The 24,238-nt window shown below is 56.0% G+C and carries 13 protein-coding genes; 7 read left to right on the top strand and 6 right to left on the bottom strand.

Annotated features, from left to right (window positions below):
* Window positions 1-7: 7 nt before the first annotated feature.
* Window positions 8-1,477 (bottom strand): hypothetical protein, encoded by a 1,470-nt coding sequence (locus tag ABEA92_RS04995; RefSeq protein ID WP_345682703.1) that lies wholly within the window; start codon window positions 1,475-1,477, stop codon window positions 8-10.
* Between the two features lie 634 nt (window positions 1,478-2,111).
* Between ABEA92_RS04995 and ABEA92_RS04990 the strand changes: the two genes are divergently transcribed.
* From ABEA92_RS04990 to ABEA92_RS04965, 6 genes are all read left to right on the top strand, one after another.
* Window positions 2,112-3,449, top strand: coding sequence for a Gfo/Idh/MocA family protein (locus ABEA92_RS04990; protein WP_345682702.1), 1,338 nt, complete (start codon window positions 2,112-2,114; stop codon window positions 3,447-3,449).
* 602 nt (window positions 3,450-4,051) lie between these two features.
* A complete protein-coding gene (locus ABEA92_RS04985) occupies window positions 4,052-5,428 on the top strand; it encodes a DUF1501 domain-containing protein (RefSeq protein ID WP_345682701.1) in 1,377 nt (458 codons plus the stop codon).
* Window positions 5,429-5,624: 196 nt separating this feature from the next.
* Entirely contained in the window at window positions 5,625-8,111 is a 2,487-nt protein-coding gene (locus ABEA92_RS04980; protein ID WP_345682700.1) for a DUF1549 domain-containing protein, read from the top strand.
* Between the two features lie 73 nt (window positions 8,112-8,184).
* Complete coding sequence (locus tag ABEA92_RS04975; RefSeq protein ID WP_345682699.1) at window positions 8,185-10,923, top strand: WD40 repeat domain-containing protein; 2,739 nt, start codon at window positions 8,185-8,187, stop codon at window positions 10,921-10,923.
* A gap of 70 nt (window positions 10,924-10,993) precedes the next feature.
* Window positions 10,994-12,316: a sulfatase family protein gene (locus ABEA92_RS04970; RefSeq protein ID WP_345682698.1), complete on the top strand. Its 1,323-nt coding sequence runs from the start codon at window positions 10,994-10,996 to the stop codon at window positions 12,314-12,316.
* Window positions 12,317-12,630: 314 nt separating this feature from the next.
* The gene (locus tag ABEA92_RS04965) at window positions 12,631-14,163 is read left to right on the top strand and encodes an outer membrane protein assembly factor BamB family protein (RefSeq protein ID WP_345682697.1); all 1,533 of its coding nucleotides are present in this window, start codon (window positions 12,631-12,633) and stop codon (window positions 14,161-14,163) included.
* Between the two features lie 1,787 nt (window positions 14,164-15,950).
* Here the strand turns inward: ABEA92_RS04965 and carA are convergent.
* The 3 genes from carA to ABEA92_RS04950 form a co-directional block, all read right to left on the bottom strand.
* Window positions 15,951-17,075: a glutamine-hydrolyzing carbamoyl-phosphate synthase small subunit gene (gene carA / locus ABEA92_RS04960; protein WP_345682696.1), complete on the bottom strand. Its 1,125-nt coding sequence runs from the start codon at window positions 17,073-17,075 to the stop codon at window positions 15,951-15,953.
* Window positions 17,076-17,497: 422 nt separating this feature from the next.
* Window positions 17,498-19,261 carry a tetratricopeptide repeat protein gene (locus ABEA92_RS04955; RefSeq protein ID WP_345682695.1) on the bottom strand — a complete coding sequence of 588 codons (1,764 nt, stop codon included), beginning with the start codon at window positions 19,259-19,261 and terminating at the stop codon, window positions 17,498-17,500.
* Between the two features lie 229 nt (window positions 19,262-19,490).
* Window positions 19,491-19,958, bottom strand: a complete 468-nt coding sequence (locus ABEA92_RS04950; RefSeq protein WP_345682694.1) for a hypothetical protein — start codon at window positions 19,956-19,958, stop codon at window positions 19,491-19,493.
* 516 nt (window positions 19,959-20,474) lie between these two features.
* Between ABEA92_RS04950 and ABEA92_RS04945 the strand changes: the two genes are divergently transcribed.
* Entirely contained in the window at window positions 20,475-21,752 is a 1,278-nt protein-coding gene (locus tag ABEA92_RS04945; RefSeq protein ID WP_345682693.1) for a hypothetical protein, read from the top strand.
* A gap of 55 nt (window positions 21,753-21,807) precedes the next feature.
* Here ABEA92_RS04945 and ABEA92_RS04940 read toward each other — a convergent pair whose 3' ends face one another.
* Entirely contained in the window at window positions 21,808-22,353 is a 546-nt protein-coding gene (locus ABEA92_RS04940) for a hypothetical protein (RefSeq protein ID WP_345682692.1), read from the bottom strand.
* 246 nt (window positions 22,354-22,599) lie between these two features.
* Window positions 22,600-24,219: a chaperonin GroEL gene (gene groL, locus ABEA92_RS04935; protein ID WP_345682691.1), complete on the bottom strand. Its 1,620-nt coding sequence runs from the start codon at window positions 24,217-24,219 to the stop codon at window positions 22,600-22,602.
* Window positions 24,220-24,238 lie beyond the last annotated feature (19 nt).

Below are 24,238 nucleotides of genomic sequence, written 5' to 3'. Positions count from 1 at the left end.
ATCACGTTCACTCGCTGGTTGCCGCATTGGGGTCGATCATGGCCGGAGCGGGCAAGCGGCAGACGGCTCGTTTGATCGCGATCAATTTGGGGTCGCGGTCCCGTGTTTCCAGCACCAATACTTCGTCAACGGCCCCGTAGAAACGTGCCGCTTTGTAGCGGCTGCTGTCGGGGTAACAGACAATTTGATTTCGTTTTAGTGGGGTATCCTCGTCAATCAAATCGCCCGTCAAGCTGATATCGAACGAACTGTACGAGGCGGCATATTTCGAGGCGATCGTGGCCGCTTTTTCTAACGAAGGATCGAGATTTTTGATCACATTGACCGTATGATATGGCAGGCGGTCGCGTTCAAAGAATTGATCGTACAGCACCCGTGCCATCTCGGGATCGTCAGCCACTTTTTCGCCATACAACTTGCTGACCATCAAATCAAAGACAGACTGGTCTGCCGTTTTCAGCGTGGTGATCACCCGGTCTCGTTCGGTCACGTCGGGCACCGTCTGCTGCATTGCCGCGTGTTCGGCAAGTCGTTTTTCTTGTTCCTTTGCCGATTTCTCCTTCGCTTGCTTGTACGCAACGATTTCCTCTTCGGGTAGCCGTTGCAACTCGAGTGAACAAGGCACGGTGATCTCGTGATTGGGTTCCTTCCAGACAATGCGAAGCGAAAGTTTCAGCGAGTCCACCGATCCACGCTCTCGCGCGAAGGCGACTTCGCGATCCCCCGTGACCTCGATTTGAGGATTCAGTCCGCTGCCGTCAATCGAATAGGATTCTCGAAACGTCGGCACCGGATCGTCTTTGTCGATCCATTGTCGCTGCATCACAGCGAGTGCGATTTTCTCGGACGTTGTGTCTGCTCGCGAAACGGCGCGATGCGATCGAAATGGATCTTTGATTTCCGGTGACACTTCAATCAGTTGAAGTTGGTTGTAAACGTGAATGCTTTGGACCAGCGAGACAGGTTGGGTGATCTTCCATTGGTCATCGGCACTCAATTGCGGAAACGCGATTCGTCCGAGATCGATTGGCAGACCAAATATCCAAGCCGGCCGCGAGACCTGAATCGGTTTGCCCTTGCTGTCGATCTCGCACGCGGCAGCTCGACCACTGGGCAACCGTGACAAAAGTCGGAACACACGATCTCGGTAAACCCCGCGGTAGTTCGAATTGCGTTTCCATTGACACTCGCACTCGATCGACAACGTATCGCCATCGGTTTGCGTCAGCTCGTAAACCAGGATCCCCTCCAAATCCAATTTTTCCGACGATGCACCGTAATCCGCTTTCAGTTTGATTTGATAGAAAAGGGGCGAAGGCGTGGCGGTGTATTCGCACTGCGTTTCCACTTCTCCTGAATCGGTATCCGTTTGCGTCGCCGGATTCGCTGGAGTTTCTTGGGCAAAAACGCCAGCCCGATCAAGGACCGCAGTGAGACCAATGAATACGACGAGTGAATGAGCTAGGAGTGATCGCATTGATAAGAACCACACGAAATGAGGGAGCGGTGATGACGAGGTGTTCCTCTTGGATCGTACCTGAATGAGTGTCGTCGTTCTACAAACCGAGGGGGGTAACGGGAAAGAATCGCTGGAGTGGCGGATCGTGGCGGGGCGAGACCAAGTGGATCGACCCCTGCCGAAATTTTTTTTCGGCATTCTTCGATTTTGTTATTCCACGCAAAAACGCGGATGGTCACGGGCTGCGACAACACCCTCGGGCGGCGGGGGACTCCGTTTTTATCACTACCCGCGTTTATGGTCCCGCGTGATCAAAAGGGATGCGGTTACGCTGCGGTCGCCAACCTTCTGCGACCCCTGAATGCAAGTTTCGCGACCTTAGCCTTCCGCAGCGAACGCCCTTGGACGATGGACCGCAGAAGTCTATTGACTTCGCCTTGCCCCCATTGGCGGGGCGGGTGGCGACGCGTGGACACAGCACTGGTGGGTTGATTTTCAGCCGCCAAGTCAACATTCATCGTAAAGCCAACATCGTTGTCGATTTGGGCGATACAATAATGTGGAATTGAAGTTTGGCTTCGAGTATCTTGCTCGGAGGTACCGTTCCACAGACCCTCCAGACCAGCCCACCACTTCCTTAGGATTTTTTGAAATGAAGAAAACGCCCAACACTCCTGCGTTTCGAAAACCGTCGCCTGTGGCGTCGCCGAATCGTCGTCGCTTTCTGCAAACGACCAGTGCCGGCATCTTGGCAGCGGGCGTGTTCAGCGAATTGCCTGCAGCCGAATCCACCTCGGCCAACAGTAAACTGAAATTGCTTTGTGTTGGAACCGCCAACCGTGCGGCTGCGGATATTGATGGTGTCAAAAGTCAGGACATCGTCGGTTTGTGTGACGTCGACAAAAACTATCTCGATCGCGCAGCGGCATCATTCAAAGATGCCAAACTGTATGCCGACTATCGCGAGATGATCGCAAACGAAGCTGACAAAGCCGACGGCATCGTGATCGGAACGACCGACCATCATCACGCCCCGGCGGCACTGCGTGCCATCAACGCGGGACTTCACTGCTACTGTGAAAAACCGTTGACCCACACGATTCACGAAGCACGCGTGATCGCCGAAGCGGCCAAGGCCAAGGGGGTGGCAACGCAGATGGGAACGCAAATCCATGCGGAACCGAACTATCGCCGTGTCGTCGAAATCGTCCAAGCCGGCGTGCTGGGCGACATCAAAGAGGTCCACGTTTGGGTCGGCAAAGGTTGGGGCGGGGGCGAACGTCCCGAAGTGGGACAAGAGCCGCCTGCGAATCTCGACTGGAATCTCTGGCTCGGCGGTGCTCCAGAGCGTCCGTATGCAGCCGGTCGTTACCATCCGGCCCAATGGCGTCGTTGGTGGGACTTTGGCCAAGGAACGCTTGGGGACATGGGATGTCACTACATGGATTTGCCATTCTGGGCATTGAATCTGCGTCACCCCACCTCGTGTGAAGCCGAAGGGCCCGAGGTTCATCCGGAAACCTGCCCGCTGGGTTTGAAAGTCAAATACAAGTTCCCGGCTCGAGGCGATATGCCCGGCGTCGACTTGACTTGGTACGACGGCAACCTGACTCCGAAAGAGGTTGCGGGCGAACGCGTTCCTGGCAGTGGCGTGATGTTTGTCGGCAGCAACGGCCACATGTACGCGAACTACTCGAACTATAAGTTGTTCCCGCAAGACAAGTTCTCGGACTTCACTCCGCCGCCGAAAACGATTCCTGATTCGATCGGACATCACGCCGAATGGATCAAGGCGTGCAAAGACGGTTCGCCAACACTGTGTAACTTCGATTACTCGGGCGCGTTGACTGAATCGGTTCTGCTAGGCAACGTTGCCTATCGTACTGGCAAACAACTCGATTGGGACGCCAAGGCCCTCAAGGCCACCAATTGCCCCGAAGCGGACCAGTACATCAAGAAAGAGTATCGCAAAGGCTGGGAAGTCGCCTAATTCGACCGCGGGACGTTCGTTCCCAGGCATTTGTCTGGGAACGCAGTCTCGCCGGCAGGCAACTTCGAGACGCCGTCGGCTTTCGCCCGAACCGCGGGGTCTTTATAGCGGAGCGGCGTGGGGCGGCGCCCGGTCAATTTCGAACGTTTTGCCCGCCGCAACCGGCCGGGCCTCGTGGCGTAGGTTGTGGCGTACACTGTGCCGTACATTTTTTCGTAGCTACCTTCGCTAGAAGGTGGTGATTCGAATGGGACGTCAAGCCTCCATTCTCGGGCGAGCGTAATGACGCAACGCAAACGCCGCTCTTTCCAAGCCAGGATCCCAGCAGGATCCCAGGGACAGCCAAACATAGGCGGCAGGCCCCTTCCGGCCCGGTCAAAACGGCACTATTTGGGCAGATTTTCGCGATCTTTGCGAAAGCACTTTGCAGACGAGTGAGGACAGGCATTACAATAAGGTGCGTCACGCGGCCGTACCTCGCGTCTTAACGTCGTTGCAGTTAGCGTTGCAAGCGATGTTGTCGTTGTCGTTGATGCAGGAACGTTGCGGTGGTGTGACACAGATTGCTCCTTCCCCAATCTCCCACCTCCCTACGACTTCCGATGTTAAATCTAACCTCGCGTGGTATCGCACACACTTGTGACGGCATATCGCGTCGCGACTTTTTGCAGGTCGGCACGCTCGGCGCGATCGGGTTGAGTTTGCCCGAGCTATTGGCGGCGGAAGAAATCGGAGCGGTCGATCGCAGCAGTGACAAACGCAGCTGCATCATGATTTTTAATCTCGGGGCGCCCAGTCAAGTCGACACATTCGACATGAAACCGGAAGCCCCCGCCGAAGTGCGAGGCCCGTTCAAACCGATTTCCACTCGCGGCGATTTTCAACTTTCCGAGATCCTGCCCAAGCACGCCGAGGTGGCGGACAAGTTCTCGATCGTGCGGTCGTGTTACCACACCTCTGCCGCGGTTCACGACGCGGGTTGGCAGATGATGCAAACCGGACGTCAATTCAGCGGCGGCGTGAACTATCCTCACGCCGGAGCGGTGGTCCAGTATCTACAAGGCCGCCGTAGTGACTTGCCCGCCCATGTCGTTTTGCCTGAAACGATGGGCCGCGGTGGCGGCAATTTGCCAAACGGCCAAGCGGGCGGATTTCTGGGCAAAGCGTTCGATCCCTTCGCACTGATGGCCGACCCCAGTCAGGCGAACTTCAAGGTCCCCGATTTGCTTCCCCCTTCGACTCTGGGTGATGTGCGAATCGATCGCCGTCGTCGGATGCGCGATGCGATCGAGGGACGGATGATGCAGCTCGAAGCGTCTGAGTCGGCCAAGATGATGGACAAAAACTTTGAATCGGCTTATCGGCTGATGAGCAGTCCGCAAGCTCGCGAGGCGTTTGATTTGACGCAGGAAACGACGGCGGTACGTGAACGCTACGGAATGAATCGCTTTGGACAATGTTGTTTGTTGTCGCGAAGGTTGATCGAAGCCGGAGTCCGATTCGTTACGATCAATACCTTCTTAACGGTATTCAACGAAGTCACTTGGGATATCCACGGAAGCAAGCCGTTCACAACGATCGAAGGGATGAAGAACATCGTCGCCCCAATGTACGACCAGGCCTACTCGGCATTGATCGCCGATTTGGCGCAGCGGGGGATGCTTGATGACACGATGGTTTGTGGTTTGGCTGAGTTCGGCCGGACTCCCAAAGTCAATCCCGCAGGCGGACGTGACCATTGGCCCCAATGTTTCTCGTGCACCTTTGCTGGCGGTGGCGTCAAGGGCGGCCGTGCGATCGGAGCGAGTGACCCGATGGGAGCGGTGCCCGCAGATCGACCGGCGAATCCCGGCGAAGTGATCGCCACGATCTTCAAAAGTCTAGGACTCAAACTGCATGCCGAACTGCCCGGCCCCGCCGGACGACCGTTTCCTTTGGTTGATTTCGGAGTCCGCGAGATCAAAGAGCTGTTCGCATAGAAACCGTGGCCGGCGAATGGTCGTTAGTCGCTTTGCGATCGAGACGACGACTCGCGGTTCGAATGGAAAATGGCTGGCGGATTTCGAGGTCGCTGGCGTCGCAATGACGGCGGAAATCAACGCTCCGAATTTGTTCCAACGTTTTAAACCGGCCCGATGGGCAATCCACCCAGTTCATAAAAAAACTATCGCAACCATGATCATCCCGAATCGCTTGCACCTCTTGTTGCTCGCTGCCGTGGTCTCGCAGATCGCGATGGCGGCCGATGAGATTGCGGTGCTGCCGAAATCGTTCACGCTCTCTAGCAGCGAAGGACGGCAACAATTGATGGTCGTTCAGCGGTCCGATTCCAATCCATTCCCCGCTGCTATCATCGATGACCATGTGCAGTGGACTTCTGGTGATCCAGAGGTCGTCGCGATCAAAAACAACGTCGCGGTTGCGACCGGCAACGGATCGACAACGATCACCGCTCGCGTTGGCGATGCGGTGTCGACAACCGAAGTCACCGTCGATGGGTTCGATGATCCTCACCAGTGGAGTTTTCGCAACGATGTTCAATCGGTGTTGTCTCGGTTGGGCTGCAACACCGGTGCTTGCCATGGCGCGTTGGCAGGCAAGGGGGGATTCCGGCTTTCGCTGCGTGGTTACGACAGCCAATCGGACTTCCTCAGTATCACACGAGAAGCCAAGGGGCGTCGTGTCGAGTTGTCGGATCCTGGTCGTAGTTTGTTGATCGCCAAACCGAGTGGCGCGTTGCCACATAAAGGGGGGCTGCGAATCGATACCGAGTCACGTGATTACCGAGTTTTGTCGTCTTGGATCGCAGCGGGGGCGGCGGGGCCACGCGAGGACGATCCACGTTTGGAAAGCATCTCGGTGACTCCGGCGGCAAGCATGCTGCAACCCGGTGATCGAACGCGAGTGCTTGTCAATGCACATTACGACGATGGTCGCGTCGTTGACGTGACTCATTGGGCCGTCTTCTCGGCGACCGATGAAGCGATCGTGACGGTGGATGAATCTGGCATCGTCGACGTGGTCGGCTGTGGTGAAGCCGCGGTGTTGGTGTGGTTTGGCAGCAAAGTCGCATTGGCGCGAATGACCGTGCCCTATCCTTACGAAGTTGCCGACGAGGTGTACGTGACGTCGCAGCGGCGAAATTTCATTGACGATCTGAACCTTGCCCAATTGAAAACACTGAACCTGCGTCCTTCGCCGCGATGTGACGACGAGACATTCCTACGCCGCGCGACGCTCGATTCAATCGGGCGTTTGCCAAGTCTCGCCGAACGCGAAATCTTCTTGGCGGACCCCGATATCGAACGACGCGATCGTTTGATCGAGCGATTGTTGTCCAGTGATGATTATGTTGACTATTGGACCTATCGATGGTGTGACATCTTGCTCGTCAATGGCACACGGCTGCGTCCGATCGCGGTCAAAACCTATTACCAATGGATCCGCGACCAGGTTCAACAAAATAAACCGTGGGATCAGATGGTTCGCGAGATCCTGACGGCCTCGGGATTGAGTAACGAAAATGGTGCGACCAACTTTTACGCGTTGCACCAAACACCTGAAGAGATGACCGAGAACGCTTGCCAAGCATTCATGGGGTTATCGATCGGTTGTGCGAAATGTCATAACCATCCGCTTGAAAAATGGAGTAACGACCAGTACTACGCCATGGCGAATTTGTTCGCGCGGGTGCGTGCCAAGGGTTGGGGCGGGGACAGTCGTAACGGAGACGGTGTGCGTACGCTGTACGTGGCGACGTCTGGGGATCTGATCCAGCCGAATCGTGGCAAGCCACAGCAGCCCGCGCCGCTCGATGCGGCTCCCTTGGAATTCGACGATCCATCGGACCGACGCATCGTTCTTGCCGATTGGATGACCGATCCTGCGAATCCCTATTTCGCTCGCTCGATCACCAACCGTGTGTGGGCAAACTTTTTCGGTCGCGGGTTGGTCGAACAAGTGGATGATCTGCGATTGAGCAATCCCGCCAGCAACGAACCGCTGTTAGCAGCGACGGCCCAATACGTGATCGATGCCGATTTTGACTTGAAGAAGTTGATGCGTCTGATCATGCAAAGTGAGACGTACCAACGCAGCAGTATCCCGCTCGCTGAAAATGAACTCGAACAGAAGTACCTGAGTCGCTATTACCCCCGCCGCCTGATGGCCGAAGTGATGCTCGATGCGATCGACCAAACGTTACAGACGGCATCTAATTTCGATCAGGTCGCGTTCCCGGGGGCCGACAAGCAAAAGACCGACTTTTATCCCGCAGGAACCAAAGCGATCGAGCTGTATGATTCCGCCGTCGCATCGTATTTTCTCGACACGTTTGGCCGCAATCCTCGCGAGATCACTTGTGAATGCGAACGCAGTGATGGTCAGAGCATGGTGCAAGTGCTGCATCTGTCCAACGGCGAAACGTTAAACCCAAAACTAGCGGACGCCAACAATCGAATCGCCAAGATGATTGCTGGCGGAAAATCGCCGTCCGAGATGATTGACACGTTGTTCGTCGCTGCACTGTCGCGGTCGCCATCTGATCAAGAGCGAGAGCGTGTGCTAAGCGTTGTAGCGGAATATGGCGACGATCTTAGTACCGCGATGCAAGACGTTGCCTGGAGCGTGTTGACGAGCACCGAATTTACATTCAACCATTGACGGCCGTTCGACTACCGAAGACTGCTTGAATCTGCCCACACGACCTGAAGTTCTTTTCGCCATTTGAACCGCTATGATCCGTTTCCTATTTTCTCTCTTGCTGTTGATCTCGTTGAGTGTCGCGGTCAGTGCTGCCGACACAGTGGATTTTGTCTCGGACGTGTTGCCGATTTTGAACAAGCACTGTGTTGGTTGCCACAACGCGGACGACAGCGAAGGTGGTTTGCGATTGGATGACCATGCAGCGCTGCTTGATGGCGGCGATACCGGTTTGGCGGTAACAGCGGGGGCGGCGACTAGCAGCCGGATGTTGTTGATGATCAAGGGCGAAATCGATCCTGTCATGCCGCCCGAGGGTGAGCCGGGGTTGAACGCGGATCAGATCGAGACGATTGCCGCATGGATCGATCAGGGCGCCGTGGGGCCGGATGGCGACATGCCAATCAAAGCGACGCTACGTACACCACAAATCGAACCCGATCCGAACACGGCACGTCCGATCACCTCGATCGCGGTTTCGGATGATGGGCGTTTGCGTGCACTGGCTCGCTTTTCGTCGGTCCAGATCGTGCGTGCCGACGGGGCGATGGTGTCACAGCTCGATTCGTTGCCCGGCAAAGTCAATTCACTTGCGTTTAGTCATGATGCAAAACAGGTTCTGGTGGCATCCGGGGTAACCGGGGCCTATGGACGCGCCGGGATTTATCGCATTGACGATGGAAGCTTGGAATCCGAGATGCTCGGCCATCGCGATGTGTTGTATTCGGCTGTCTTTTCGCCTGATGAAAAGTGGATAGCGACGGCGGGCTATGACCGTGTCATTAAATTATGGAGTCGTGACACTGCGAAGGTCGTTCATGAATTGACCGGGCACAACGGCGCGATTTATGACTTGGCGTTTTCGCCTGATTCAAAGGTTTTGGCCAGTGCTAGTGGCGATGCCACGATCAAAGTTTGGCAGGTCGAAACCGGAAAACGGCTGGACACGCTCAGCCAGGGCGAAGACGAGATGTTGGCCGTCGGCTTTACCGCCGACGGCAAGTCGATTGTCGCTTGCGGTGCGGATAATCGTCTGCGTGTTTGGCGACTCAAGAGCATCAACACGGCTGCAATCAATCCGCTACTTGTCACGCGGTTTGTTGATGATTCGCCGCTGGTCGGTTTCGCGTTCTCAGCCGATTCGCATCACTTGGCAGTGCTGAGCCAATCGGGAAATGTAAAACTGCTTGACACTCGGACATGGAAACAAGTCGCATCGCTCGAATCGGTCCCCGATACCGGGACCGACATCGCGTTCGACGCGGCATCCGATTCCGTGCTGATCTCGTTGATGAACGGTCAGTTGGTCAGCCGGAAGTTGCCCCGGTCGACCGACAAACAAATCATTGCTGCAAAACCGGTCACGCCGATCTACATGGATCTTGATCCGCCTGCGGTTCGCAGCGAATCCGATGGCAAAACGCTTCCTCGCGGTGCGGAGGTTAGCGGAGTGATCTCTGCGGCGGGCGAAGTTGACGTTTACGCTTGGCATGCCAACGCAGGCGAAGTTTGGGCGATTGACGCGGACAAGATTGGAAACAGTCCGATCGATCCGATCGTTGCAATCGTTGACGACGAGGACCAACCCGTGTTGCGAACGCGGTTGCAAGCCATTCGCGAATCGTATTTCACGTTTCGCGGTAAGGACAGCATGCAGTCGAATGATTTTCGTGTGTTCAATTGGCAGGATATGAATTTGGGTGACTACTTCTATTCCTCCGGCGAAGTGTCGCGATTGTGGAAACATCCACGCGGTCCCGATTCAGGGTTCGACACGTATCCGGGCGAAGGCCAACGATGGACCTATTTCGGGACCAGCGGAACCACGCATGCGTTGGGAGAACCAGGATATGTCGTCCGTCCACTGGATTTGCATGAGACCCCGATTGCGAATGGATTGCCCGTGTTTGATGTGTACTACGAAAATGATGACGATCCCATGCGGATCGCCGGCAATGCCAGTCGATTGTTGTTCGCGGCGCCCCATGATGGTACCTTCAAAGTGCGGCTGTCCGATACTCGAGGCGAAGGAGGCGAGGTGTTTCAGTACCGGTTGGCGGTGCGTGCGGCATCGCCGAGCTTCCGCCCGTCGATCACTCCATTGAAAGGCCCCATTTTCAAAGGTACTGGTCGCGAATTTATCGTTCGCGTGGATCGTGTCGACGGCTTTGAAGGCCCTGTTACGTTCACCCTCGACGGTTTACCAAATTCGGTGGTTTCGAACTCGCCCATTGTGATTGAATCCGGCCAACGATCAGCGGTCGGAACCCTGTGGGTCCCCGAAACGATCAGCGACAAGGACGTGGCCCAGTGGAGCGGCGAGTTCAGCGTCGATGTGGTCGCGACCGCAGACGTGCTGGGGCAGCATGTCGAACGCTCGGCGGGGCAATTGAGCAAAATCAAGCTTGCTGATGCGGCTAGTGTGATTCCCAGCTTGCATCCTTTGGATCATGATGTGGCAGAAGATGAAACTTGGGTTTTGCAGGTTCGCCGTGGTGAAACCGTTTCAGCGCGTGTGCGTTTGAGACGCAAGCCAGGTTTTGGTAACGAGGTTTCGTTTGGCAAAGAAGACTCGGGGCGAAACGCCACTCAAGGCGTTTACGTTGACAACATCGGGTTAAATGGTTTGCTGATTTTGGCGGGCAGCAACGAACGAGAGTTCTTTTTGACCGCCGATCCCACCTCGGTTCCCGGTCGCCGCTCGTTCTTTTTGAACGCCAATGTCAATGGCGGCGTGACCACCCATCCGATCATCGTCGAAGTTTTACCTTAGAACACCGGCCTCGTTTGGCCGCACTCCCTTCCTCCCCCTTTCCGTTTCCCTCCAGTAGCTAGGTTTGTTCATGCTCGCTCGGTTTTCTCGATTTGCAACTTTGCTTTTCTTCTCACTTGTCGCCACGATATCGCTTGCTCAAGAAAGCAAGCCCAACGTGGTCATGATCCTATCCGACGACCAAGCGTGGGGCGATTATTCGTTCATGGGGCACGACGCGATTCAGACGCCTCATTTGGATCAGCTTGCGTCGGAGAGTTTGACGTTCACGCGTGGCTACGTTCCCACCAGTCTGTGTCGTCCATCGCTTTCGACGATCATCACGGGGCTGTATCCGCACCAACATGGTGTCGTTGGCAATGATCCACCTTGGAAAGGAATGAAAGAGGGCCAAAAGCGCCCTAATCATACGCAACCCGAATACGTCAAGAATCGCGAAGCCTATCTGTCGCACATCGACAATATGAAGACGCTGCCGGATTACTTAGCACCGCTGGGCTATCGATCGCTGCAGACCGGCAAATGGTGGGAAGGAAACTACAGGCGTGGTGGCTTTAGCGAAGGGATGACGCAGGGCGATTTCAACAAAGATGGACGTCATGGCGACAAAGGATTGAATATCGGACGCACTGGCATGGAACCGATCGATTCGTTTCTTGACAGCTGCAAAGAAAACGACGACCCGTTCTTTGTTTGGTATGCACCGTTTTTGCCACATACACCCCACAACCCACCGCAGCGGATTTTGGATAAGTACACCTCCAAAACCGACTCGTTGCCAATGGCCAAGTACTGGGCGATGTGTGAGTGGTTTGACGAAACTTGTGGTCAGTTGTTTGCGTCGCTCGAGGAGCGAGGGCTCGCTGAAAATACAATCGTGATCTACGTGACCGACAATGGATGGATCAACGAGCTTAGCGCCAGCCGCTATGCACCTCGCAGCAAGCGAAGTCCCAACGAAGGCGGCACTCGAACTCCGATCATGATCAAGTGGCCAGGCCACGTCGCACCCAAAATGGACAAGGAAACGTTGGCGTCGTCGATCGACCTCGTGCCCACCGTGTTGGCGGCGGTCGGCGTTGAGACCGACCGAAATTTGCCGGGTATCAATTTGTTGGATAAGAGCAAACGCGAGTCGCGCGATACCCTCTTTGGTGAAATCTTCGAGCACGACATTCAATCGATGGACGATCCGGCCGCCAGCTTGCGTTACCGCTGGATGATCCAAGGCGATTGGAAGTTGATTCTGCCTTCGAGCCGAATGCGGGGCGAGAAGCCAGAGCTGTATAACCTGAAGCAAGATCCGCACGAGAACAACGATCTCGCCGCTGAGCATCCCCAAAAGGTCAAATCGATGACCGATGCGATCAACGCATGGTGGGACGCCGAGTAGGTCAGCAGGCGTAGTGCCTTTTATTTCTAGGTTTGCACAGGCTTTTCTGTCACCTCTCCCAAACGCAGTTTGGGAGAGGTCGAGCAAGCCTTTAGCGATGCTCGGGTGAAGGTTACCGAGCAAGTCATTGGCGGCGCGGCCTCCGTGTCCATTTGATTGGCGGCGGCGTTCTAACCGGCAACCGTTGCATCTCTATCCGAGGTTTTTATCGATTGAACTTGAATTCACTGCGAAACCCTGCGTGATAACCGAGGTTTAAAACCCTGGCCGCCAGGGTCGCCGCAGTGCCGTTCTACACCTATTCAAGTTCAGTTATGAAACGAAAACTCCTCGCGTCGCTTATCCTTCTCGCCTGCAGTTCGACGCTATCGGCGGAGGATTGGCTTCGTTTTCGCGGTCCCGAAGGCTCCGGCGTCAGCCTCGATACCGATCCGCTTCCGACCCAGTGGTCCCCCAAAGCCAACGTGGCATGGAAGGCCGAGCTTCCCGGGGCGGGAGTCTCAAGCCCAATCATCGTTGGTGACCGGGTTTTTGTGACCTGTTATTCGGGCTACGGATTGAGCCGTGAAAATCCGGGTGACCTCAAAGACTTGGTGCGGCATCTGGTCTGCTATGACGTGAAAACGGGTGCCAAGCTTTGGCAAAAAGACGTCGCCGCCACGCTACCCGAAGACCCGTACACCGGAGTTGGGGTGCCGTCACATGGTTACGCCTCACACACTCCGGTTTCGGACGGTAAAAGCGTGTTTGCCTTTTTCGGTAAAAGCGGAGTGCACGCTTACGGCCTTGATGGGACCGAGTTGTGGAACGTGAATGTGGGCAAAGAGTCGGACCCGTGGGCGTGGGGATCGGCGTCAAGTCCGATCGTATACGAAGACACGGTGATCGTAACCGCGTCGGCGGAAAGCCAAGCGATTGTGGGACTGGATAAAGCGACCGGCAAAGAAGTGTGGCGTCAAGAAGCATCGGGGCTTGATGGCATGTGGGGAACTCCCGCGCTGGTGAAGCTTGACGATTCGCGAACGGACCTTGTGATGAGCGTGGCGAAAGAAGTTTGGGGGCTCGATCCCAGCAATGGCAAATTGCGTTGGTACAGCGCCGCCACGGGAGCCGATCAGGCTCAATCCAGCATCGTCACCGATGGTCCAGTGGCGTTTGCGTTGACCGGTCGCGGCGGCGGCAGTGTGGCAGTGAAAGTCGGCGGCGAGGGCGATACGACTGATGAGGCGATTTTATGGAGCGGTAGTGATTCAGCGAGGTTTGCATCCCCCATTCAATACAAGTCACGACTGTACTCGATCGCCAATGGCGTCGTCACCATCATCGATGCAAAGTCAGGCGACAAGATTGATCAAGTGCGACTTGACGGTGCGGTGCGCGGTGGTGGCGGGTTTGGTTCGCTCGATTATCCATCGCCTGTGATCGCAGGCGAGAAGATGTATTACCTCAACGGTCCAGGGCAAATGTTCGTCTTCGAACTCGGTGACGAACCGAAGCAGATCAGTGTTAACCGCGTTACCTCGGATGCGGAATCGTTCGGCGGTACTCCCGCGATCAGCGACGGTCGTATGATTTTGCGAAGTGACAAGCATTTGTACTGCGTGATGGACGAAGGGGAGAGCGTCAATCCTGCAGACAACCTGATTGCCAAATCGGAAGCGGATGACGATGCCGGTGGACGCGGCCGATTCGGTGGCGGACGTCCTGGCGGCGGCGAAGGTGGTCGGCCTGGCGGTTTCCGTGGCGGAGGCGGCGATCGACGCCCTGGCGGCGGTGGTGGCTTCGGTCGCGGTCAACGCGAAGACAACCGTCCCAAGCGACCCCAACGCCCCGAACTGGATAGTTAGGTAGACATCGGAGCGGAGTTCCGGCACGAACGAACTCACTCGCCCGGCGAAGACGGGAGGGTCGACCTCCACGTAGCGAAACTTGTCAAAAGTTTCGGCACCCTCAGCTGTGCCACCATTGTCGGCCAGCTCGCCAAGCTGGAACCGCCATCGTCAAACGCACCATTTGCAACGCAGGCATTTCTCTCGCTGCGACGTTCAATCACGACGCACGCAATCGGCTTGGAAAGCCGAGCGACAATGGTGCGCCGTCACTCATTTTTCAATTTACAATTGTCAATTTAACTTTTTCAATCTTTCCGCATTGAACTCACCCGCCCGGCGAAGACGGGAGGGTCGGAAAACGAGCCCCAGCGAGTATTCCGGGGAGGGCTACGTGGCGGCTAAATCGAACAATCTATCTCTAACACTCCGAGGCCCCACCCAGAGCTTGCTCCGCTCGCTCTGACCTCCCCAAAACAAGTTTCGAGGAGGTGAAGCACAATACCGGCGTCGCGTGCCCGTAGCGAAACTTGTCAAAAGTTTCGGCACCGTCAGCAGGGGCACTATTGTCGGCCAGCTTTCCAGGCTGGAACCGCCCACGTCGTACGCCCATTTGCAATGTATGCATCTCTTTCGCCGCGACGTCGAATCACGACGCGCGCAATCGGCTTGGAAAGCCGAGCGACAATGGTGCGCCGTCACCCAATTTTCAATTTGCAATTGTCAATTTAACTTTTTCAATCTTTCCGCAAGGAACTCACCCGCCCGGCGAAGACGGGAGGGTCGGAAAACGAGCCTTCAGCGAGTTTTCCGGGGAGGGCTTCGTGGCAGCTAAATTGAACGTTCTATCTCTAACACCCCGAGGCCCCACCGGTTAGCTTGCTCCGCTCGCTCTGACCTCCCCAAAACAAGTTTCGAGGAGGTGAAGCACAATACCGACGTCATGTGCCCGTAGCGAAGCTTGTCAAAAGTTTTGGCACCGTCAGTTGTGCCACCATTGTCGGCCAGCTTTCCAAGCTGGAACCGCCCGCGTCGTACGCCCCGTTTGCAATGCAGGCATCTTTCTCGCTGCGACGTTCAATCACGACGCCCGCCATCGGCTTGGAAAGCCGAGCGACAATGGTGCGCCGTAGCGAAACTTGTCGAAAGTTTCGATCCGATTTGGGAGTCCGCTAAGGAACTCACCCGCCCGGCGAAGACGGGAGGGGCGGAAAACGAGCCTTCAGCGAGTTTTCCGGGGAGGGCTACGTGGCGGCTAAATCGAACCACCTATCTCTAACACCCCGAGGCCCCACCGGTGAGCTTGCTCCGCTCGCTCTGACCTCCCCAAAACAAGTTTCGGGGAGGTGAAGCACAATACCGGCGTCACGTACCCGTAGCGAAACTTGTCAAAAGTTTCGGCACCGTCAGCAGGGGCACCATTGTCGGCCAGCTTTCCAGGCTGGAACCGCCTGCGTCGTACGCAACATGTGCAACGCAGGCATCTCTCTCGCTGCGACGTCTAACCACGACGCACGCAATCGGCTTGGAAAGCCGAGCGACAATGGTGCGCCGTAGCGAAACTTGTCAAAAGTTTCGGCACCGTAAGCTGTGCCACGATTGTCGGCCAGCTTTCCAAGCTGGAACCGCCCGCGTCGTACGCACCATTTGCAACGCAGGCATCACTCTCGCTGCGACGTCGAATCACGACGCCCGCAATCGGCTTGGAAAGCCGAGCGACAATGGTAGAGCGGAATTCCGACAACACGTGTGCAACCGACGAAAGTCTTCACGACTTTCGCTACGGGCTGCGGCACTGCCATCACCTACTTGGCGATTTGCTTTTCAAATCGCTCGAATAGATAGTGGCTGTCGTGAGGTCCCGAGGCGGCTTCGGGGTGATATTGCACTCCGAAGGCGGAGTGTTCGCGGTGTCGAACACCAGCGACGGTGTCGTCGTTCAAGTTGCGATGGGTGACTTCCAAGCAATCGGGAAGCGATTTCTCATCGACCGCAAAGCCGTGATTCTGAGTCGTGATCTCGACCTTGCCGGTTTGAATATCGAATACCGGTTGATTGACACCGCGATGTCCGAACTTCAGCTTGAATGTTTTCGCGCCACAGGCCAGCGATAACAGTTGATGGCCAAGGCAGATCCCAAATACCGGAACTTGCCCCAACAATTCGCGGATCGTGTTGTGTGCGTACTCGAGCGGTTCCGGGTCGCCGGGGCCATTGGACAAAAACACGCCGTCGGGGTTCTGCTTCATGATCTCGTCGGCAGACGTGTCGCCGGGCACTACCGTGACTTGGTTTCCACGCGATGCAAAGTGACGCGGGATGTTCCATTTCATGCCGAAGTCCATACAAACAACATGCGCCCCGCTGTTGGTTCGATCATGTTTGCTGACTTCGGTTTCAGTCCAGTCGTCGAGCTTTTCGTCCCATGACATCGCCTTTTTCGGCATCACTTCGCGAACAATATCACGGCCAACCAGCCCTTGCGACGCTTTGGCTTTCTCGACCAAGCTTTCGTCATTCAGGTCGCTCGTCGACAAGATCCCCCGCATTGCTCCGGTGGTCCGAATCCGGCGAACGAGTGCTCGCGTATCAATTCCGGTCAATCCGAGGATGTTGTTTTTTTGCAGGTACGACTGCAGGTCGCCCTCGGCCCGATAGTTACTGAAGATTCGACTGTCCGAGCGAACGATGAAGCCCGAAAGCGACGGCGATTCGTGCTCGATGTCGATCGAATTGACGCCGTAATTTCCGATCTCGGGATACGTCATCGTGACGATTTGACCGCGATAACTTGGGTCGGTCAAAATCTCTTGGTAGCCAGTCATCGCCGTATTGAAGACGACTTCCCCAGCCACCTCCCCCTCGGCACCAAACGCGTATCCTTCGTAAACGGTACCATCTTCGAGCGCAAGTTTCGCTGGTTTGGGCATATCAGATGCAGAGTGTTTTTGGTTAAGGGAACAAAATTCCGATAGCCTTAGAATAAACACCTTTTGCATTTTTGACGAGGCGGGGTGTGTCGCTGTCCTACGAACTTGCCAACTCAGCCCGGCAAATCCAGCTAACCGGGGGGCCGCGAATCGACAAAACGATTCGCGAACAAGGATGGTTGTCCTGTTGTCATCGCTCGCCAACAAAAAAGCCGCAATCCGAAGATTGCGGCTTGCGATGGTCGCCGAATCGATCAACGGATCATTCAGCAGTGACCCGCAGGAAGCTGACTCGCAGGAACATGCCCGCTCGATCAGCCTGCCCAATGTGCCTGCCCGATCAGCCCGCTCAATAATCCGTTCGATCAGCTTAAGTGACAAACTGCAGTCGGGCCGAGTCGCCGGCCGTCACGCTTTGCGAATCAGGTATCAATCAAGTCTTCGGGCGACAGGATGGGCACCTTGTTCTCTTCGACCTCTTGCTTTTCACGCCAAGGCTTGTTGTTGCGATAGCTTTCGAGTTCCTCTTTGAGCTGTTCAAGCTGCTCGTTCTCCTCTTCCTTGCCAAGCTCGACCGCCTTGCTGCTCCACTCGATCGCTTTTTCGAAGTCGCCGTTTTCGGCGTAGCCGGCCGCAAGCGTGCTGAGGATATGAGCTTCTTTGAACTCGGTCAATTCCGCGGCTCGTGTGCCATATTTGATGGCTCGCTCGCCGTCTCGCAATTCATCGTTGGGCGAGGTGGCCAGAACCCATGCCAAGTTATTGAGGATGCCCGGCAGTTCCAAGCTGTCCTCTTCGGCTACTTTCACCGCTCGCTCGTAATCCGCGACAGCGTCAGCATGTTCGCCAACGCTGAGCAGTGCATCGGCGCGGGATCGCAGGACGGCTGCGTTCTTGGGGTCGCGGTCCAAGACGGCCGAAAGCGTTTCGATCGCTTGGCGAGGCCGGTCGTCTTGTAAGTACAGATTGGCAAGTTGCAATTGACGCACAATGCTGGTGGGATCGCGGTCGACCAGCGTTTTCATATCGCTGATCGCATCGGCCATTCGGCCTTCCTCGACCGCAATCAAAACACGCACGACGATGGTTTGTTCTGCATCAGCGATTTGTGGTGCGATTCCCATGGCCGATTTCAGGTCTCGTTTGGCAGCGCGAATGTCGCCGCGTGAAAGTGCGATCTCGGCACGCTGCAGTAACGAGATGGGATCTTTCGGCTGCATCGCGAGCGCTTTGTTCAAATCGGCAAACGCCTCGTCTTCTTTGCCTTGCATGCGGTACAGAATCGCTCGCATGCGGTACATCCCTTCGCTTGGTTTGGCTTCCAAGGTTTTGGTGATCAAATCGACCGCATCATCCACTCGCTCGGCATCGAGCAATTGTTGCACCGCGGCTTGCGCGACCACCTGATTTCCAGGATCGACGGCCAAGATTTTCTCGAGATCCGCCATCGCACCATCGACGTCATCGTTTTGCATTCGCAAACCGGCACGGGCCTGCAATGCTTCGATGTTGGTGGAATCGGCTTCGATGGCCGAATTTAAATCGGCCATTTTCTTTTCGTCGTCTTCTTGGGCAACCGCACGCAAGACATAGGCTCGGCTCTGCTGAACCGGTTCGTCCTGAAGCAGTTCGATGGCCTTGCTTGTCGCTTCGGTCATCTCGTCGCGGTTGCCTTCGGGCAACATGTTCAATTGAGCGATCATCAAATACGCTTCGACAATCGATTCGTCGCTTTTGGTTGCCTTGCGAAGAAACTCGAGCGCTTCGTCGCGAATCTGCAGCATGCGGCGACCGCGAACCCGCTGCATCAGCGCCACCAAGTGCTGGCTCCGCTGAACCAGGACACTGGCCAGCATTTTTTCGGCAAACGATTTATTTTCTTCGTTCAGGCCCTTCGCCAAGGCCGATTCGAGCAAGGTCGTGACCGCAGCGAGTTCTTCGGGGGTATCGGCATCGATCCGTTTGATCACGGCATCGTCAAATTCCGCTTGGCCCGCTCCGACCGTGGTTTCGCTTTCCCCCGCATCGGATTTTCCGCCGCTGCCGCCTTTGACCTGCGGGGCCGAAATGTCGTCCGCCACGGCCACATCTTGAGCCACCACCGTTTGGTTGGCATCCCCTAGTGTATGCGTCAAGCTGACGAGAGTTGCAAGGATCGCAATCCCGACTCGTTGCTGAAAAACCATCTATCGCAAATCCATTATCCGAGGCTGATCGATGGTGAAGAAAAGCTCTCCACCCAGGGCCCATTATGACGTGATTTGCTCGTCCCGCGAAGACAGAGTCCGCCTGCGAGAAAAGAATTCTTTAGATTTGCAGCTTCGGCGGTTTTCGCGTTTGCCGGCCTGAAAAGGCCCCGCACCGCGGCCGGAAGCTCGACGATGGCCAAGTCGGTGCGGAACAAATGTACGGCGGTTAAACGCCGACGCGTTCGTTTCGCAGCGCGTCGATCTCGTTTCTTAACTGCTCGTTCTCGTCTTTGAGCGAGTTCAGTTGCACCAAAACGAGGTTGAAATCGTCCGCAGCGGATAACCAAAAATCACCCGTACGGAACTTGATCGCCTTGATCGACTCGCCGCGTGCCATTGCGGACATCGCGGTTCGCAGCCGATACATCGGTCCAGCAAATCGATTGCTCATGACCAGCGTGTCCCGCAAAAATACGGGTAAAAGCACAAACATGACGACGACAATCGGTGCTTGGGCAATGATCGCCGATTGCACCGCATCCCAGAACGGTTGGTTAATCACGTTCGCGAAAACGCGGACGCAGACGTTGATCGAGACCAGGCACATCAGAAAAATCGCCCAGTGAGCCGCTACACGGGCGGCGATCGACCATTGGACTTTGGGATCCACAAGGAAGCGGGTTCGCTTGGACATAATGTTTGTCGCTATGTAGGAACACGGATGGAATCTATAGGAATTCGCTATCGGAATCCTCGCTAAGGTTCCCTCGATAGGACGAAACACTCCCCCCAACTGTTTTTGGAACCTTTTCAATCTAGCATGCAAATGTTGCTGCTCTGGACGATTACCACTTTTCACCCAGGCAAACCCCTTTTGGTGCCGGGTATATCCGGCAAGGTCATCCTGATCGTTAGGACCGACGCCAGAAGTGGGGGAATCGCAACCGCACCGAGATGCACGGTCAAACGCTGGTGACGAATGAACCGATTACCCCAGTAGCAGCAATCGTCCGCAATCTCGCAATGAATCCGAACGTAGCTTCGGCTCTCCTACCCGTCATGCCGACCCCAATTGGATGCATGTCGCCATCCCGGTTTGGCATGGGGCGGGCAAGAGTACCGAATCTACGCCTAAGGGATCGATGGAGCGAGAAGCTCTGAACTCGCTGATCTTTTTGCCGCCAACCACTCCGAACCGAGCGTCCGTCCGATGAGCAAATTTGTTTTCGAATTTCGACCGGTGAATTCCGTAGGGCCTAACCATCTTGGACGCTGGCGAAGTCAGCCGAAATCGACCCTTGTCGCGATCTGGGTTTCCGCCGTCCTGCTTGGCGGTGGTAGTGTGTCGGCAGAGGTGCCCGGTTCGATGAAACAGGGCTCACATAAACACAGCTCGCTGCAGCAACTTGGTCGCATCGTCGGCGCAGGGTGGGGCGATGGCTATCACGCCTGCAAGTGCTCGGACGCTTCGATGTGCGCCGACATGCCGCCACGACCCTATTGCGAAGGAAACTGCGGACACGGCAATTGCGATGCGTGCGGAACCAACCGTTCTAGCGACATCGTCCAGTGCGATTCCGGTTGCGCTTTGCCAAAGCCGGCTGGATTCTTGCCTCACGGCATCTTGGGCAATGTGAACGAGACCGGGGTGGCGCTAAAAGCAGGGACGCTACCCGCTTGTCGCAGCGTTCCCTGTAACGATTTGCGTTGCAAATCGCCGACGTGCAAGCTGAAATTGCAGGGCAACGTCAACGAAACCGGGCTTGCGCTGAAGGCCACCGGGACCGCTCGATACAGCAAGCCATTGTTCAATGTTTCATTGCCTCGTCCCCACTTTCGTACTCCCATTTTCCGTCAATTGGCCCCACAGCCTGCTTGTGACACCACTTGTGACGTGAATGTTGGCCCCGCCTACCCGTTTCCGGCATATCACAACGACTCGGGTGACTCGATTGAGTCCACGGAATCGGACGCCGTTACCGATTCGCCGCTCGCCGAATTCCCTGCGGATGCGGTGATGAACCCGTCGCATGCGAATCCAGAATTCGTCTCGACTGTCGAATCACTCGCGACGTCGGTGGTTGAACCCGAGAAGAAGGTGGCTGTCTCGGTGCTGGCAGCACCTCAAATCAATTCCGAACCCGTTGCCGAAGTTCGTCATCCGGTGCGGATTGCCCAAGGCAAGGTCAAGCCAAGGTCCAGCGAGATGTCGGTGCCTGCGGAAAGGTCGTTACCAACCGTGCCGGCCGAAACGTCAGCAAAAACGCCGGCAAAACCATCGCCTTCGTCGACAGTAGCAAAACCATCGACTGCGACGGCCGCGACGAAGCCAGCCCCCGTGTCGATGCCGAAGAAATCACGGATTGCGATTTCAGATCCGCTACCCACCAACGTCTATGTCAATCATTTCGTTGAAACGGATGCGGAAGTGGCGGCCCAACCCGAACCAGCGACTAACGCTCCGAAGCGTTTGCCCGTGGTCCGCTAAAATCTCGCGGGCCCGCAAAAACGGCAATACGGGCGTGTTGATTTGCTGATCCGCATTAGGTGATCAGCAGGTTCCCGCCCTGGTCGCCTTCTTCGATTTCGCGGCGGACTTCGCGAAGTCCGTAGGCACAAAGCTCAAATTGCTCGCTCAATCGGTACAGCAAATCGCAGGACGGACGGTCTTCGCCCCCTTCAATCTCTGCTGCGATTGCGTAGGCGCGCTTGCCTTGACGGCAATAGTCGACGAAGCCATCGGGGGATGTTTCAGGTTGAATCCTTCGCAGGCTTTCTGGGTACATTCCGGACCAGAACAACGTGAAGTCCCCGATATGACGATGCACCTCGCGGCGAGCAATTCCGACGCGACGATCCGCTTCGACGACCATCTGGAACACTTCGGTCACCGGTTTTCCGTTGGGCCGTCGCACTCGGTGTAACGACTCGACGCGGACGAATCGCAGCAGCAACTCGCTGAGATAGTCGACCAGCTGGACGTCGGCGACGCCTAACTTCGACAAAAAGATGCACTCGCTTAAACCCGCAAAGAAACGCTCGATAGTCGAGTGTTCCGGGGTCGGATTCTCGTTCGGATCTGGCTTCATCTTAGCCTCCGCGATATTTAGAGCATCGGAAGGGGACGCGAGGCTTTCGCGACCTGTTTCAACATCTAGTATAGTTAGCCGGCCAGATCAAGAGAAATTTATTTAGCCGTGGGGTAAGGGCAGCGAATCCGCAACCGCTGCGGTCCTAATGGCGTCCCCCCTTTTGGGCCGCGCATAAAAAAACGACCGGCGGATTGCTCCGCCGGTCGCTCTATGATGAAGCGTTGATCTTGCGATCGGGTGACACTAGTACATGTCGTGATCGCCGCCGTGACCGCCTGCCTTCTTCGCAGTCGGCTTCTCGGCTACCAACGCGTCGCTTGTCAAAAGCAACGTTGCAACACTCGCAGCGTTGCCAAGTGCAGTTCGGGTTACCTTGGTGGGGTCGATGACGCCCGCTTTGACGAGGTCTTCGTAGGTGTCGGTGAGGGCGTTGTAGCCTTCGTTGTTCTTCATGCCGACAACCTTCTCGCAAACGATCCCGCCGTCTTGGCCGGCGTTTTCCGAGATCATCGTGATTGGAGCGCGGCAAGCGCGAAGCACGATGTTGTAACCGACGATTTGATCTTCGTTCAGATCGTCGCCAGGTTTGACCTTGCTCGATGCACGCAGCAGAGCCACGCCACCGCCCGGCAGAATGCCTTCTTCAACCGCAGCACGGGTAGCGTGAAGGGCGTCTTCGACGCGAGCCTTCTTCTCTTTCATTTCGCTTTCGGTCGCTGCACCGACGTTGACCTTTGCAACACCGCCAGCCAATTTGGCCAAACGCTCTTCGAGCTTTTCTTTGTCGTAGTCGCTGGTGCTCAGTTCGATTTCGCGGCGGATCTGGTCGATACGCGCCTTGATGTCCGAGCTCTTGCCAGCACCTTCGATGATCGTGGTGTTGTCCTTGTCGATGATGACCTTCTTGGCGCGGCCAAGTTGTGGCAGGTCAACGCTTTCGAGCTTGACACCCAACGCTTCGAAGATCGCTTGACCACCGGTCAGGATCGCGATGTCTTCCATCATTGCCTTGCGACGATCGCCGTAGCCAGGAGCCTTCACGGCGGCGACTGCGAACGTGCCACGCAGACGGTTGATGACCAAAGTGGCCAATGCTTCGCCGTCGACGTCTTCGGCGATGATCAACAAAGGCTTGCCTTGTTGAACCACCTTTTCCAACATCGGAACCATGTCCTTGATGTTGCTGATCTTCTTTTCGAAAACCAAGATGTAGGCGTCTTCGAGAACCGCTTCCATCGTGGACGAATCGGTGACGAAGTAAGGCGACAGGTAGCCGCGATCAAACTGCATCCCTTCGACCCACTCTTGCTCGGTGTGAAGGCTCTTGCCTTCGTCGACGGTGATCACGCCGTCCTTGCCCACCTTGCTCATCGCGTCGGCAAGCAAGTTTCCGATTTCTCGGTCGTTGTTGCTGGCGATCGTGGCAACGTTTGCCATTGCTTCTTTGTCTTTGACCTTGGTCGCCATCGAGTGCAGTTTTTCGGTCAAATCCGAAACCGCTCGCTCGATACCCGACTTCAACTGCACGGGGTTCACGCCCGCCACGACAGCCTTGAGGCCTTCGTTGAAGATCGCTTCGGCCATCACGGTTGCGGTCGTGGTTCCGTCGCCCGCGACGTCGCTGGTGCGGCTTGCGACTTCGCGAACCATTTGAGCGCCCATGTTTTCATAGACGTCTTCGAGTTCGATTTCCTTGGCAACGGTGACACCGTCTTTGGTGACCGTCGGGCTTCCGAAGCTCTTTTGCAAGATAACGTTGCGGCCCTTAGGACCGAGAGTGACCTTGACGGTGCGAGCCAATTTGGAAACACCGCGGCGGATCGCTTCGCGAGCTTCCTGGTCGTAGGCAATAATCTTTGGCATGGGAGAGGTTGTTCCAGTT

It is taken from the genome of Novipirellula caenicola, assembly GCF_039545035.1.
Taxonomy (GTDB): Bacteria; Planctomycetota; Planctomycetia; order Pirellulales; family Pirellulaceae; genus Novipirellula; species Novipirellula caenicola.
Note: the sequence above shows the minus strand (reverse complement) of the source record. Positions and strands in the feature narration are given on the sequence as shown.